At 63.4% G+C, this 13482-nt stretch carries 13 protein-coding genes and 1 tRNA gene; 6 read left to right on the top strand and 8 right to left on the bottom strand.

The window, feature by feature from the left end; genetic code table 11:
• Positions 1 to 2: 2 nt before the first annotated feature.
• A complete protein-coding gene (locus ACN9MZ_RS10990; RefSeq protein ID WP_426342175.1) occupies positions 3 to 656 on the bottom strand; it encodes a pentapeptide repeat-containing protein in 654 nt (217 codons plus the stop codon).
• 1 nt (position 657) lies between these two features.
• A complete protein-coding gene (locus ACN9MZ_RS10985) occupies positions 658 to 873 on the bottom strand; it encodes a hypothetical protein (RefSeq protein WP_426342174.1) in 216 nt (71 codons plus the stop codon).
• Between the two features lie 83 nt (positions 874 to 956).
• On the opposite strand from ACN9MZ_RS10985, the gene ACN9MZ_RS10980 reads away from it, so the two are divergent.
• Together ACN9MZ_RS10980 and ACN9MZ_RS10975 are read left to right on the top strand one after the other, a co-directional pair.
• A tRNA-Lys gene (locus ACN9MZ_RS10980) sits at positions 957 to 1032 on the top strand.
• A 51-nt stretch (positions 1033 to 1083) separates the two neighbouring features.
• The gene (locus ACN9MZ_RS10975) at positions 1084 to 1770 is read left to right on the top strand and encodes a YjjG family noncanonical pyrimidine nucleotidase (protein ID WP_426342173.1); all 687 of its coding nucleotides are present in this window, start codon (positions 1084 to 1086) and stop codon (positions 1768 to 1770) included.
• Here the strand turns inward: ACN9MZ_RS10975 and ACN9MZ_RS10970 are convergent.
• Positions 1767 to 4505, bottom strand: coding sequence for a TonB-dependent receptor (locus ACN9MZ_RS10970; protein WP_426342172.1), 2739 nt, complete (start codon positions 4503 to 4505; stop codon positions 1767 to 1769). The two genes, ACN9MZ_RS10975 and ACN9MZ_RS10970, sit on opposite strands and share 4 nt — an antisense overlap.
• A gap of 231 nt (positions 4506 to 4736) precedes the next feature.
• Between ACN9MZ_RS10970 and ACN9MZ_RS10965 the strand changes: the two genes are divergently transcribed.
• Positions 4737 to 5303: a hypothetical protein gene (locus tag ACN9MZ_RS10965; RefSeq protein ID WP_426342171.1), complete on the top strand. Its 567-nt coding sequence runs from the start codon at positions 4737 to 4739 to the stop codon at positions 5301 to 5303.
• Between the two features lie 20 nt (positions 5304 to 5323).
• Here ACN9MZ_RS10965 and ACN9MZ_RS10960 read toward each other — a convergent pair whose 3' ends face one another.
• From ACN9MZ_RS10960 to ACN9MZ_RS10950, 3 genes are read right to left on the bottom strand one after another with little or no spacing between them, the layout of a single operon-like run.
• The gene (locus ACN9MZ_RS10960; protein WP_426342170.1) at positions 5324 to 6778 is read right to left on the bottom strand and encodes an MDR family MFS transporter; all 1455 of its coding nucleotides are present in this window, start codon (positions 6776 to 6778) and stop codon (positions 5324 to 5326) included.
• On the bottom strand, positions 6775 to 7233 hold the full coding sequence (locus tag ACN9MZ_RS10955) for a MarR family winged helix-turn-helix transcriptional regulator (protein WP_426342169.1): 459 nt from the start codon (positions 7231 to 7233) through the stop codon (positions 6775 to 6777). Before ACN9MZ_RS10955 ends, ACN9MZ_RS10960 begins: the two co-directional genes overlap by 4 nt.
• Before the next feature lie 39 nt (positions 7234 to 7272).
• A complete protein-coding gene (locus ACN9MZ_RS10950) occupies positions 7273 to 7647 on the bottom strand; it encodes a hypothetical protein (protein ID WP_426342168.1) in 375 nt (124 codons plus the stop codon).
• 70 nt (positions 7648 to 7717) lie between these two features.
• On the opposite strand from ACN9MZ_RS10950, the gene ACN9MZ_RS10945 reads away from it, so the two are divergent.
• Positions 7718 to 8782: an aromatic ring-hydroxylating oxygenase subunit alpha gene (locus ACN9MZ_RS10945; protein ID WP_426342167.1), complete on the top strand. Its 1065-nt coding sequence runs from the start codon at positions 7718 to 7720 to the stop codon at positions 8780 to 8782.
• Positions 8766 to 10115, top strand: coding sequence for an amino acid permease (locus ACN9MZ_RS10940; RefSeq protein ID WP_426342166.1), 1350 nt, complete (start codon positions 8766 to 8768; stop codon positions 10113 to 10115). Before ACN9MZ_RS10945 ends, ACN9MZ_RS10940 begins: the two co-directional genes overlap by 17 nt.
• On the opposite strand, the gene ACN9MZ_RS10935 is transcribed toward ACN9MZ_RS10940, so the two are convergent.
• Complete coding sequence (locus ACN9MZ_RS10935; RefSeq protein ID WP_426342165.1) at positions 10027 to 11142, bottom strand: sterol desaturase family protein; 1116 nt, start codon at positions 11140 to 11142, stop codon at positions 10027 to 10029. The genes ACN9MZ_RS10940 and ACN9MZ_RS10935 overlap by 89 nt on opposite strands.
• A complete protein-coding gene (locus tag ACN9MZ_RS10930; RefSeq protein WP_426342164.1) occupies positions 11132 to 12745 on the bottom strand; it encodes a hypothetical protein in 1614 nt (537 codons plus the stop codon). The genes ACN9MZ_RS10935 and ACN9MZ_RS10930 overlap by 11 nt, the downstream gene beginning before the upstream one ends.
• Positions 12746 to 12841: 96 nt before the next feature.
• Between ACN9MZ_RS10930 and ACN9MZ_RS10925 the strand changes: the two genes are divergently transcribed.
• Positions 12842 to 13429 (top strand): IMPACT family protein, encoded by a 588-nt coding sequence (locus ACN9MZ_RS10925; RefSeq protein ID WP_426342163.1) that lies wholly within the window; start codon positions 12842 to 12844, stop codon positions 13427 to 13429.
• Positions 13430 to 13482: the final 53 nt, after the last annotated feature.

Genomic DNA, 13482 nt, shown 5'->3' with positions numbered 1-13482 from the left:
GATCAGGCGACCAACAGTCCCATCTCGCCCAGGATTGCCGCCGCCTGGGCGTGGGATATCACGGCGCCCTTGAAGGTGCGCAAGTCGGCCAGATCCAGGCCGCCGATATCTGCCCCGCGCAGGTCGGCGCCTTCAAGGCGGGCCAGCTTGAGCACGGCTTCGCGCAGGCTGCAGCCCTCCAGCACGGCCTCGCGGAAATCGCAGCCGGACAAGTCGGCATCCGAAAAATCGAGCTGGTTCAAGGTCGCTTTGCGGAATGAAAAGCCGCGCATATCCGCGCCAACCAGCAGGCTTTCCTCGAAGCTGGCGCCCAGGTGCGACACCTCTTCGAAGGATGCTCCAGTCAGTTTGCAACTGCGGAAACTGGCCGACGCCAGCTTGCTGCGGCGCCATTTGCTGTTATTCAGGTCGCAGCCCTGGAATTGTGCATCGACCAGGTCCGCCGATTCGAAATCGGCCGACATGCCGCGGCAACGCTGCCAACTGCTGCGAGCCAGCTTGCATGCGTACAGAATCGTTTCATTGATAGTGCAGCGCTCAAAGACGCAGTCCTGCAGGTCGAGGCGCGACAGGTCCGCCTCGTCAAAGCTGCACTGCACGAAATGGCGCACGCCTGCCGAAAGCTGCTGCACCAGCGAGTCGCGATCCATCTCCATGTTAGCGGCGCTGGGTGCGGGCGGCGTAGGCTTCGTAGATCGACTTGGCGTCCTTGTGGGCCTGGTCGATATTGCGCAGCTTCTTGTCGTCGTCATGGCGGACAAAGAATTCGGCGTCCTGCGCATCCATCACCAATTTGACCGCAAGCGTGTCTTTCAGGTTGTATTTTTCGAAGATGAGCGTGGTCACTTCGTCGAGATATTCTTCGTAAGTCATGATCGGTTCCTTCCGGCGCCGATTATACGCGTCATGCGGGCACTTGCCGAAACGATTCCGCGTCTATATAATTCGGGCCCTTCGGGTCGTTAGCTCAGTTGGTAGAGCAGCGGACTTTTAATCCGTTGGTCGCAGGTTCGAGCCCCGCACGGCCTACCAGAAAAAGATAGAATAGCCAGCCTTCGGGCTGGCTATTTTATTATCTGCACTATGAAGCATTCCCTCTTCCTGTTCGACCTCGACGATACCCTGCTCGATTTCCGCGCTTCCGAGAAGCTTTCCTTTGAGCGCGTGTTGCGAGAGCTTGGCTTCCGTGACAGCATCGATGAAATGTTCCAGCAATATCAAGGCATCAACATCGAACTGTGGCGCGCGTTTGAAGCCGGTACAGTCTCCAAGGAATTTCTGAAAGTGGAACGCTTCCGCAAGACTTTCGCAGCGAACGGGCTGGAGATCGATCCGTCGCAAGCAAGTCACCGTTACCTGGAATCGCTGTCCGAAACCGTGGTCCTGGTCGATGGCGCCAGGCGCCTGTGCGAAACGCTGGCCGCAGCCGGCGAAGTGGGCATCATCACCAACGGCGTCGCGCACATCCAGGACCGCCGCATCGCCAGCTCCGGCCTGGGCGATTACATCTCCTTCACTGCCACTTCCGAAGCATGCGGCTACGCCAAGCCGGATAGCCGCTTTTTCGAATACGCCACGAAAATGGCGCGAGCCTTCAGCAAGGACGAAACCATCATCGTGGGCGACCGGCTGGACGCCGATATTCTCGGCGCCAACCGTTTCGGCATCGAAAGCTGCTGGTACAACCCGGGCCGTCTGGACAACGACACCGAGGCCCTGCCCACTTTCGAAGCCGCCCATCTTGACGATATCGCCCCTTTGCTCGCTTAGAAGGCGAAGCGCAGGCCGGCGTTGACCCGGCGCCCCACGTCTTCCAGGGTCAGGAACTGGCTCTCGTTGTTGGCATATTCGTGCATGCGCGAATTGCTCAAGTTGATGCCGTCCAGGTACAAGGCGATCTTCGGCGTGATGTTGTAGCGCAGGCTTAGGTCATACTGGCCGTAGGCTGCACGGGTGCGTGGCTGGGTGCTGCCGCCGCCGCAATCGACGGCGAACTTGTTGCGCCAGTTGTAGCTCACGCGCGCCGAGAAGGTCTCGTTCTCATAGAACAGCGAAGCGTTGTACGACTGCTTCGACAAGCCCGGGTAGCCGCAATCGAGCGCCGCCGCATCGTCGCGGCTGGCGGTGGCGTCGACGAAGGTGTAGTTGGCGGCGACACCAAAGCCGCGCAGCCACGCAATGCCGTTGTCGAAGGCATACTGGCCGGCCAGCTCGATACCCTTGATCTTGCCCTTCTGCCCGTTGCGAATGCGGGTGTCGTGCACCACTTCCGAGTACTGCGGGATGGTGATGTCTTCCAGGCGCTTTTCGAGGAAGTTCGACACATTCTTCTGGAAGATCGCCGCACCGAGGAAGTTGGTCTTGGACAGGTACCACTCATACGAGAGGTCCAGGTTCTTCGACTCCATCGGCTTCAGGTAAGGATTGCCGCCGCCAGTCTGCACGTCGCCGAAACGGCCGCCGTACCAGTTGTCCACGCCCATCTGGTTCAGCGTCGGCCGGGTCTCGGTCTTGGAGGCCGCCAGGCGCAGCACCATGTCATCGGTCAGGTCGAATTTCAGGTTACCCGATGGCAGCACGCTGTTATAGCTGTTCTCGACCGAAGTCTCGACCGCCGGGCCGTAGTTCAGGATGTAGGTGGTGTCGTTCGGGCTCTTGGTCGCCGACAGCAGCACGCGGCTGATACCGGTGGAAGTCGAATTCACGCGCACTACGCGCACGCCGGCATTGGCCGACCAGCGCTCGCCTTCCCACTTCGAATCGAGGAAGATGCTCGACACCTCTTCCTTCACGCTCCAGAAGTTCGGCTTGGTGTAATCGACGGACATCGGGCCGTTCGGGAACTTGCTCTTGTCCAGGTACAGGGCCGGATCGTTCGACAGCGCCAGCGTGGAAGGCTGGTTCAGGTAATTCATGTAAGCGTAGGGATCGAAGCTCAGGTAACTCGCCGGCGCACCCGGGAAGGCGTTATCCAGCGACTTCACCGTGAACAAGGATGACGGCAGCGACACGTGGTAGCCGCTGAAGGCATTCCAGGAATCGCTTTCCCACTGGTTGCGACCGACCTTGCGCTGCGAATGCGAGATGCCGGTGTCGATGCCCTTGAAGGCGCCCATTTCGTGCGCCCAGGAGGCGTTCATGCGGGCTTCGCTCAGTTCATCTGCAAAGCGCACATCCTTGTTGGACACGGCGTGGGCGCGTACCGCGTTCGGGTCCGTGATCCCGTCGCCGAACGACAGGCTCGGGATGGAGCCAAAGGTCAGCGAATCGCCATTTTTCGGCACCATGCCCGCCACGATCCACTGGTCCGGAGTCTTGGTGGTGGTGCGCGAGTTCGAGACATCGCCTTCCAGCTTCCACTCGGGCGAAGCGTTCCATTTCGCGTTCAGGCCAAAGGCCTTGGTAATCGACAGCCGGTCTCCGCCCTTGACGATCATGTCGTTCGAATTGGCATCTGTCAGGATGCCGGTGCCGTCGCCGACCAGGGCCGGGTTATTGGCGAAGAAGTTCGCGCCGGGACGCAGGAAGCTCGTGACCTGGTTGTTGGAGTCATACTTCACGCCCAGCTGCACCGGGTTGTTCCAGTCGCTGATTGCGATCACGTCGTTGCGCTGGTTGAGGCGCGAATACAAGGCATCGGCGGTCAGCTTCCAGTCCGCGGAAGGGTTGTACTGCACGGTGACGTTGCTGACCAGCCGCTTGCGCGTTTCGTTCTCCTGCTGGTAGCCGAAGCTTTGCGGCATCAGCAGCTTCTTGCTGGTGACGTTAGCCATGGTCAGGCCCTTGGAATTCAGGTCGCCGTCGATCATATACACGTCGCGCAGGTTCCAGGCATCGTTGATGGCCTTGTTCTGCTTCGACGCGCGGTCGGTGTACGACAGCGAACCGGTCACGCCAAAAGTCTTGTTCTCATTGGCGAAGGAGTACATGCCGCTGACGTTGGGCGTGTTCTTCTTCGAGTTCGAATCGTAGGAGTCGAATACATTGATCACGCCCGAGTGGCCAGCCTTGCCGGACAAGGGACGCGCGGTCTGGATATCGACCGTGGAGCCGATGCCGCCCTCCGGCAGGAAAGGCATGGAAGTCTTGTAGACGATGGCCTTCGAGATCAGGTCGGACGACAGCAGGTCGAACGAAAAATCGCGGCCGCCGGTGTCGCTGGTCATAGTGCGGCCGTTGACCAGCACATTATTGAACTCGGGGCCCAGGCCGCGCACCGAGATGTAGCGCCCTTCCCCGTTGTTGCGCTGGATTTGCACGCCGGTGACGCGCTGCAGCGATTCGGCAATGTTCGTATCGGGGAATTTGCCGGCGTCTTCGGCCGATACGGCATCCACGACGCCTTCTTGCAAGCGTTTGGTTGCGAGCGAGGACGCCAGCGAAGCACGCACGCCACTCACCACCACCTTGGCAGAAGGATCGATCTGGTCTTCCGCCGTTTGAGCATTGGCACCCAGCGGCAGCAGCATCTCTGCGATCAGCGCCGCCAATACAGTCTTACGCATAAATTGTCTCCGTTATTTTGGTTTTGGTGAGCCAATGTTACGCAGGGCTTGCAATATCAAAGTATTGCGTCTTTCAGTATTGATATTCCGAAAACGTATGAGTCATCCTGGCCCGCGGGCTGCGCGCGAGCACGATGCCTGATGTCGGATTTATGCAACCCGTGACTATTCGATAGTTTGCTGCCAGCAACAGAAGTTACAATTTGCACTCTGAAAATTTCGGGATTCCCAGTGTCTGATAACGTATACGCCGCGCCGAGCGCCAACCTCGACGAACATTTCCATTCCAGCGAGGAAGACCGCTTCTACGTGGTCTCCACGCGCAAGATGCTGATCCTGTTCTTCCTTACCTTCGGCCTGTTCCAGCTGCACTGGAACTTCCAGAACTGGCAGCGGCACAAGCGCGCTACCGGGGATGACGTCTGGCCGCTGCCGCGCGCCCTGTTCGCCCTCTTCTTTACGCATACCCTGTACCACGAAGTCGCCGACTACGACCCCAGCGGCAAAGGCCGCAGCTGGAACAGCGACACCTACGCGACCGGCATGGTGTTCCTGATGCTCGCTGGCTACGCCTTGTCATGGGCCGGTACCGGCTCGCTGCTCCTGGACGTGGTCTCGATCCTGCTGTTGATCCCCACTGGCCTGCTGCTGAAGCGGGTCCAGCTCGAAATCAACATCCGCAGCGGCGACCCTGCCGGCAGCAGCAACGACAACTTCACTGCGGCCAATATCGTCTGGTGCGTGCTCGGCGCACTAGCCTGGTTCTTCTTCGCCATCGGCCTGCTGCTCGTTCGTTGATGAATGCCCGGCGCCGCGCGCTAATCGGCCTTGTGCCCTGCCAGCGCGATCTCCGGCAGGAACAGCAGCACAATCAGTCCTAGCAGGACCAGCACCGCGCCGGCGCCAAAGACGCCGGCAATTGCGTGGCGATACACGGCCACCGTCGAAGCCAGCACGCTGACGCCGGGCCCGACGGCCGCCACGGCGTTCACGCCGTGGACATGCAGCGAATGCGCCAGCATGGCGCCCGAACCGGTCACGCCCAGCAAGCCGCCCAGCGAGCGGAAGAAGGTCAGCATCGCCGTCCCCACGCCGCGCCGCGGCAGCGGCAAGGCGTTCTGCACCGCGATCGTCATGTTCGGCATCACCAGGCCCAGGCCAGCGCCGAGCAGGAAGATCGCCGGCTCGATGACCCAGTAGCCCCACCCCGACTCCATGCCCAGCGCCAGGGTGCTGAACGCCACCAGCGCGGCGACCAGTCCAGCCACTTGCACGCCCTTGTACTTGCCGGTGCGCGCCAGCCTGCGGCCGCTCAGCATGGAAGAACCGACCAGGCCAATCATCATGGCCACGGTAAGCAGGCCGGAACTGGCCGGGCTGCTGCCCATCACCACTTGGAAGAACAGCGGGAAGAACACGGTCGCGCCCATCAGGCCCATGAAGGTCAACGCCATCACCACGCTGGCGATATTGAAGACGCGGTTGCCGAACAAATCCGGCGGCAGCACAGGCTCCGGCACCTTGCGTACATGCATGGCCAGCCAGGCACCCAGCACCACGGCCACCGCGCTGCACACCTGCACCTGCAGGGAATCCCAGGCCCATTCCGTGCCGCCCAGCGCCAGCACCAGCAGCGCCGACGTGATCGAGCCGGTCATCAGCACGGAGCCCAGGTAATCGACACGGTGCGCATGGTGCACCTTTTCCTTGTGCAGCGCCCGTGCGATGGCATAGAAGGCCACGGCGCCAACCGGCAGGTTGACGTAGAACGTCCAGTGCCACGACAGGGCGTCGGTAATCAGGCCGCCCAGCACCGGCCCAAGCAGGCTGGTGGCGGCATACACCACCGGCACCATGCCCATGCGCTTGCCGCGTTCCGCCGGCGGGATGATGTCGGCAATGATGATCTGCGCCAGCGGCAGGAAGCCGCCCGCGCCCACGCCCTGCAGCGCGCGGAACACGATCAACTGCGTCATGTTCTGCGACAGGCCGCACAGCGCGGAACCAAGCAGGAAGGCGCCCATGGCGGCGAAGATCATCGGGCGGCGGCCGTACTGGTCGGCCAGCTTGCCGTACAGCGGCATGGTGGCAGTGGACGCCAGCACGTAGGCGGTGACCACCCACGACAGGTGAGCCATGCCGCCCAGGTCGGCCACGATGCGAGGCAAGGCGGTGGCGACGATGCTCTGGTCCAGCGCGCTGAGGCCCAGCACGGCCATCATGGCCAGGTAGACGGCGCGGATTTCGCGCTCGGTAACAGGGGTGTCCTTCATGGAGTTCCGATGATGTTCAGGGGTTCAATGGCAGCTTCCAGCGCAGCCAGCTGGGCCGGCGTCAGGCGGGCGATGCGTTGCGCCATCCAGTCGCGGCGCCTGTCGCGCAGGGCTTCGATGCATTCGGCGCCGAGCGCCGTCGCCTGCAGGCCCGAGCGGCGCCGGTCTTGCGGATCGGGCGCGCTGCGCTGCACCAGCCCCGCCTCCTCCATCGCCTTGACATGGCCGCTCATGGTGGCGGCGCGCACGTTTTCCATGCGCGCCAGTTCGGCCACGCCTATGCCCGGCTGTTCCTGGATGATGGACAGCAGCATGTACTGCACGAGCGGGATATCGCCGCCGTTTTCGCTGGCGTCGCGGCGCATCTCGCGCACCAGGCGTTTCAGCGTCAGGCGCAGCTCCTCGCTGGCGGCGAGCACGCGCGGCGACAGGCTTGCTTCATGTTTTTTCGGCATTGGCTCAACTAGTTAGGTAGGCTACCTACCTATAATACTCTAGTTCCCCGGGCCACGCAAAAGCTTCAGCAAATGCAGGCGTGCCGCCGCCGGCGTCGCGCCCTTTTCCTGCAGGTGCGGCAGCAGTTTCTCGAACAATTCCCGACGCCGGGCCCCGGCTTGCGAGATATCGCGCCTGTCGCTGAAGAAATCCATCAGCGTCGAGCCGCACAGGCAATTGCGATAGGCTTCGACGATCGCAACGCTGTCGTCGTCGAAGCTTTGCTTGAGGCCAGTGATGTCCTTGCGCACCGATTGGGTCTGCTGCATGAATTCCTGCGCCGTGGCGAAAGCCCGCCCGCAATTGCCGCAATGCTTGGGGAAGGCCGCAGCGGCCAAGGCTTGCAGGCCTTCAAAGAAAAGGCGTTCGTCCATTTTAGCAACCTCTTTCTTCCAGTACGCTGCAATTTATGAGACAGTAAATCTTTCGCGCCGCGGAGCACATATGACCCTGCAGGAGCATTGCCGCATCGAGCCGCTGGACCGCGCCCACGCGCTGCATGCCAGCTTCTATACCGACCAGCAATGGCTGGAATTCGAGCTGCGGGAAGTCTTCGGATCGACCTGGCAACTGGCGGCGCACGCCGGGGAGCTCAGCGCAACTGGCGACCATGTCGTCGGCGACATTGCCGGCAAGCCGATTATCATCATACGCCAGGGCGACGGCAGCCTGCAGGCTTTCTTCAACGTCTGCCGCCACCGCGCCGGCCCGCTCGCGACCTGCAACGGCAAGGGCGCGCGGGCGCTACACTGCAAATACCACGGCTGGACTTACGAACTGGATGGCACGCTGCGTGCGGCCACCGAAATGCAAGGCGCGGCCGGCTTCGACAAGTCGGCGATCCGCTTGCCCCACATCCAGGTGCGCGAGTGGCAGGGGCTGGTGTTCGTGGCGCTGGATGCCGCCGCGCCGCCGTTCGAACAGGTCTTTGCCGGCATCGCCGAGCGCATCGCCCCGGCAGGCCTGTCGTCCATGCGCTTCGCCAAGCGCGACACCTACAAGCTCGAATGCAACTGGAAGGTCTATATCGACAACTTCCTCGAGGGCTATCACCTGCCCTTCGTCCATCCCGGCCTGTCGCAGGTGCTCGACTACCGCGCCTACGACACCGAGCTGGCGCAATGGCATTCGCTGCAGCACTCGCCGCTGCGCAACAACGAGGGCATCTACGGCGACGGCAATGCCTGGTACTACTTTATCTACCCCAACATCATGCTGAACATCATGCCGGGCCGGCTGCAGACCAACCGCATCCTGCCGGCCGGGCACCGGCAGTGCATCGTGGAGTTCGACTATTACTACGCCGACGATCCGGCAGTGCAGGCGCGGGCCCAGGCCGAGCAAGCCTTCAGCGACGAGATCCAGGCCGAGGACATCAGCATCTGCCAGCACGTCCAGCGAGGCCTGGCATCCGGCTCATACAGCGCCGGGCGCCTGAACCCGAGGCGCGAAAGCGGCGTGTGGCATTTCCAGAACCTGCTGCGCGCGGCCTATGCACGCCACGGATAAGGCCAAGCCGCTCGGCTTCTGGATGTGCACAGCCCTGATCGTAGGGAATATGATCGGCATGGGCATCTTCATGCTGCCCGCCGCGCTGGCGCCGTTCGGCAAGAACGCGTTTGCGGGATGGGCCATCACCGTCATCGGCTGCCTGTTCATCGCCCACGTCTTCGCCCGCCTGGCGCGCGCCATGCCGGACGAAGACGGGCCTTACGGCTACTGCCGGCGCGCCTTCGGCAACGGCGTTGCCTTCTTCACCATGTGGTGCTACTGGGTGTCGATCTGGGTCACCAATGCCGCATTGGCGATCGGCATCGTGGGCTACCTGGCAACGCTGGTGCCGGCGCTGTCCGCGCACCCGGCCCTGCCGCCGCTGGCGGCCATGGGCATCATCTGGTTCTTCGTGCTGGTCAGCCTGCGCGGGGCGCTGGCTTCGGGCCGGGTGCAACTGGTGTCGGCGGCGCTCAAGCTGCTGCCGATGAGCGCCATCGTGCTGCTGGGCGCGTGGATCTTTGGAGCCGACAGTGCCGCCTACACGGCGCACCTGCCGCCCACGCCATTCACGCTGGACGGAACCGCCGCAGCCGGCACCATCGCCCTGTTCGCAATGCTGGGAGTGGAATGCGCCTCGCTGCCTGCGACCAAGGTGCACGAGCCGGAACGCACCATCCCGCACGCCACGATTGCCGGCACGCTGGTGGCGGCAGCAGTGTATGTGCTGGTCTGCACGATTCCCATGCTCTTGCTGCCGCAGGCCGAGCTGGCCGCCTCCAGCGCCCCCTTCGTCGACCTGTTCCGCCGCTACTGGGATGGCGGCAGCGGGCATTGGCTGGCGACGGCCGTCATCTTCAGCGGCCTGGGGGCGCTGAATGGCTGGACCATGCTGGCGGGCGAGGTGACCGCGTCGATGGCTCGCCACGGCATTTTCCCTTCTATGCTGAAAGCGCCCAACCGCCACGGCGCACCAGCCTGGTCGCTGCTGCTGGTGGGAGCGCTGGCCAGCGTGATGATCGCAATGAACTACAGCCGCTCGACGGCCGAAGCCTTCACCTTCCTGACGCTGGTGGTCACAGCAGCCAGCATGCCGCTCTACCTGGTCGGCGGCGCAGCGGTATTCAGGCTGCACCGGCGCGGCGTGCTGGCGCGAGGGGCAGCGCTGTCCCTGAGTGCGGTGATGAGCTGCGTCTTTTCGCTCTGGGCCTTTTACGGCATGGGCAAGGAAGCCTTCTGGTGGGGCATGGCGCTGGGCGCGGTCAGCCTGCCCGTGTTCTGGCTGGTGCGCTGGCGGCAGAAGGGGCAACAGGCTGCAGGCAATACGCCACCAGCAGCAGCGCCGCAGTGACCGCGCCAGCCAGCGCCAGCCGGGCCGCCAGCGACAGCGCGGCGGCATGCACCACCAGCTGGTTCTGCATGGCCACCGCGGCAGCAAACATCGACAGCGCGGCGAAGGTCCAGCGCGCAGCGCCGGCTGTGGCGCGGGTGGCGCTGTACAGGCGGCCCGCCGGCAGCGCGAAGGCCGGCCACGGATCGGCAGCGACGACATCGGCGGGACGCCAGCCGGTGCGGCGAAACCACAGCGAAAGCTTGTCGCGCCAGCGCGCAGTGCGCAGCGCATCGCGCCACATCACGGCCGGCCAGGCGAATTGCGCCCACACCGCATTCCAGCCCGGCGCGCCCTTGCGCACGCCGTACACGCACGCCTCGCCTTCTTCGATATAGGTGCCGAACAGGCGGTCCCAGATCATCAGCGTGGCGGCGTAGTTGCGGTCGAGGTAGACGTCGTTGACGGCATGGTGCACCCGGTGCGCGCTGGGCGTGTTGAGGATGCCCTCGAGCAGCGGCACCCGGCCAACCAGGCGCGTATGGATCCAGAACTGGTAGAACTTGCTCAGCGTGAGCTGGATGATGAAGACGCCCGGCGGGCAGCCGAGCAGCGCCAGCGCCATGAACAGCGGCGCGTGGAATAGATCCTGGAAAGCGCCCTGCCGCAGCGCCGTGGTGAGGTTGAACTCTTCGCTCTGGTGATGCGGCGAATGCACCGCCCACAGGAAGTTGATCTCGTGCGACCAGCGATGCGCCCAATAATAGACGAAATCGAAGGCGACAAACGACCACGCCCAGGTCCAGGCCGACGCGGGCGCCGACTGCCACAGCGACAAATGGCTGAACACCCAGCCATAGGCCAGCAGCATGGCGGATTTGGTGAACACTTCCAGCGTCACGGTCCAGATGCCGCAGCCGATGCTGGTCAGGCTGTCGGCCAGCGAATAGGCCTGCAGCCGGCGGCGATGGGCAAGCCAGGCTTCGGCCGCGATCATGACAAGAAAGACGGGCGTGGCCGCAGCCACCAGTGCATTGTTATCGAGCATGCGCGGTTTTGGCGCCGGCCTTGCGGCCAAGCGCGCTGCGCAGCACTTCGCCGACCGGACGGTTCAGCACCGCCGCCACGGTCTGCATGCGCCGCGAGTCGAGCATGGGCCGGGTGTTCTGCGCGGCCATGGCTGCTTGTGCAGCCTGGGCGGCGGCAAGAGCCTTCGCCTTTGCTTCGCGCCGCGCGGCGGCAGCGATATCGGCCAGTTGTGCCAACTGCACCTCGTTCGGGAAGCCTTCGACAAAATAGCGCGGCGGGTAATCGTCGGTGCGCTGCATCAGCGCGCCCACCACCGGCATGGCGGCGTCCCAGCTCACGGTAATCGGCGGATCCAGGCTGGAAGGATCGGCGAAGTACAGCAGGTCGGTTTTCGGCAGCAGGCTTGGCATGTCGCGCGTCCAGGTGCAGGCGCTGGTGCGGACCTGCTCCGGGCCAAGCTTGCCGACCAGGTAGGTGACCACGCAGCGATTGCGCCCACTGGCCCATTCGTGCGTTTTCAGCAGTTCCTTCTGCAGGCGGTAATCATTGCCTTCAACGTATTTGGCCAGGCTGTTCAGGCGCCGTTCCAGGCTTGGCGGCACGAAGACCTGCCAGCGCTCGTCCACCAGGCGCAGCAGGCGCGGCATGACCATTTTCTCTTCACGCATGGCTTCGATGGCGGCCTTCAGCATCGCTTCCATCGCCACCAGGTTCTGGTCGCTGCATACCATCAGCATGCCGCGCGTTGGCACCATGACCACCGGACGTCCATCCGGCACGGCCGCCTTGATCAATTCAGGCAGCAGCATGCGCGAGGAGCTGTAGCCGTCTTCCCATCCGCCGGCAAAGACGCCTTGCGGGGAAGACAGCAACGGCGCGGTCGAGCGCGCGCGCAAATTGGCGAAAGCCGCTTCGAAGGCTGCATCCTCGGTCAGCCCCCAGGCCTCGAGATGCGCCCGTGCCACGCGGTGGGTAACGGTGCCCCGGTGGAAGGCCAGGCCCATTTCCAGGCCCTCGCACAGTGGACGGAACAGCAGCGGCGAATAGCCCCGGGTGGCCGCCAGCATGGCTTGCCCGCGCTCGGCACTGTTGCGCACAATCGGCAGCAGGTGGCGCACGGCCTCCTCCACCATGCCAGGCGTATTGCCCATCAGGACCATGCCTGCGGTGTGCCGCAACAGGTCTTCGCTGGCGGCCAGCGATGCCCCCAGCCATTCCTGGTACATGCTCTCCAGCGGCACCAGCAGTTCAAGCGGATAGGGCGACTCCGGGCCGGGAACCCCAAACAGTTCGCCTTCGGCCGCCATGAAAGTCCAGCGCCGGCCCGGGTCCAGCAATTCCAGGTGCGATTGCAATTGGACCGCGTATTCTGCCAGCGTCGCGCGCGGGGGCGGCGCCTTTTCCTCTTCCACTTCGCAGCGGATTCCGCAGGTCATCAAGGCATCGCGGAAGCGCTCGGCCATGGCCCAGTCGACGCCCTTCTTCACGATCGCGCCATTGCCGGCCGTGATCGGGCGTACCGCCTCCAGGGGGCGGCGGAACAAAAGCATCAGGCGTGCCTCGACCCGCTCCTGCAGGAAGCCGCTTTGTACGCCAAGGGTTTTGATCCGATAAGTTGCCACGAACGTCGCCACGTAGACCAAGTTGAACAAATTGCAACGGCATTGTAAGGGAAGCCGGACGTTAACTGTTCAGCAAAGCTGTATCATGTTGGCCCCATGCCACAAACCATTATATCTCCCGCGACTAGCGATTTGATTGTGAAGAAGAGCCGTTTTCTCGGTTTTGTCTCTCCGGTAACCGGCCGCGCCGAGGCGCAGACCATCGTGGCCCGCCTGCGCGCCGAGCATCCCGCTGCGGCCCATGTGTGCTGGGCCCTGCTGGCCGGCGGCCAGTCGGCGGCAGTCGATGACGGCGAACCCGGCGGTACCGCAGGCCGCCCCATGCTCGACGTGCTGCGCCACCAGGACCTGGAAGGCGTGCTGGCAGCCGTGGTGCGCTATTACGGCGGCATCAAGCTGGGCGCGGGCGGCCTGGTGCGAGCTTATACCGAAGCCGTGGCCCAAGCCTTGATGAAAGTGGAAAAAGTCGCCATCGTGCGCTATACCGAACTGCATTGCACCCTGCCTTACTCGATGGAAGGCATGGTGCGGCGTGAACTGGCCGCCGCTGGCGCCACCCTGCTGGAAGTGCGCCACGGGCAGCGCGTATCACTGGCTTTCCGCATCGCACAGGCCGCCGCGCCGGCATTGGCGGCCCAGCTGAACGAGGCAGCCAGCGGCCAGCTCGCGTGGCAGGAATGTTAAATAGTTACAATTAAATAATTTCCTATTAACAATTTTTGCGTTATTGGCCGGGT

The sequence above is a fragment of the Pseudoduganella sp. S-14 genome, assembly GCF_049913285.1.
GTDB lineage: Bacteria > Pseudomonadota > Gammaproteobacteria > Burkholderiales > Burkholderiaceae_D > Rugamonas.
The sequence above is the reverse complement of the archived record's forward strand: the minus strand, read 5'-3'. Positions and strand labels throughout refer to the sequence as shown.

What these genes read in the sequence shown, in the direction of transcription:
- ACN9MZ_RS10990 (WP_426342175.1), bottom strand. Translation starts at nt 656, where the DNA reads ATGGAGATGGATCGCGACTCGCTGGTGCAGCAGCTTTCGGCAGGCGTG.
- ACN9MZ_RS10985 (WP_426342174.1), bottom strand. Translation starts at nt 873, where the DNA reads ATGACTTACGAAGAATATCTCGACGAAGTGACCACGCTCATCTTCGAA.
- ACN9MZ_RS10975 (WP_426342173.1), top strand. Translation starts at nt 1,084, where the DNA reads ATGAAGCATTCCCTCTTCCTGTTCGACCTCGACGATACCCTGCTCGAT.
- ACN9MZ_RS10970 (WP_426342172.1), bottom strand. Translation starts at nt 4,505, where the DNA reads ATGCGTAAGACTGTATTGGCGGCGCTGATCGCAGAGATGCTGCTGCCG.
- ACN9MZ_RS10960 (WP_426342170.1), bottom strand. Translation starts at nt 6,778, where the DNA reads ATGAAGGACACCCCTGTTACCGAGCGCGAAATCCGCGCCGTCTACCTG.
- ACN9MZ_RS10955 (WP_426342169.1), bottom strand. Translation starts at nt 7,233, where the DNA reads ATGCCGAAAAAACATGAAGCAAGCCTGTCGCCGCGCGTGCTCGCCGCC.
- ACN9MZ_RS10950 (WP_426342168.1), bottom strand. Translation starts at nt 7,647, where the DNA reads ATGGACGAACGCCTTTTCTTTGAAGGCCTGCAAGCCTTGGCCGCTGCG.
- ACN9MZ_RS10945 (WP_426342167.1), top strand. Translation starts at nt 7,718, where the DNA reads ATGACCCTGCAGGAGCATTGCCGCATCGAGCCGCTGGACCGCGCCCAC.
- ACN9MZ_RS10940 (WP_426342166.1), top strand. Translation starts at nt 8,766, where the DNA reads ATGCACGCCACGGATAAGGCCAAGCCGCTCGGCTTCTGGATGTGCACA.
- ACN9MZ_RS10935 (WP_426342165.1), bottom strand. Translation starts at nt 11,142, where the DNA reads ATGCTCGATAACAATGCACTGGTGGCTGCGGCCACGCCCGTCTTTCTT.
- ACN9MZ_RS10925 (WP_426342163.1), top strand. Translation starts at nt 12,842, where the DNA reads ATGCCACAAACCATTATATCTCCCGCGACTAGCGATTTGATTGTGAAG.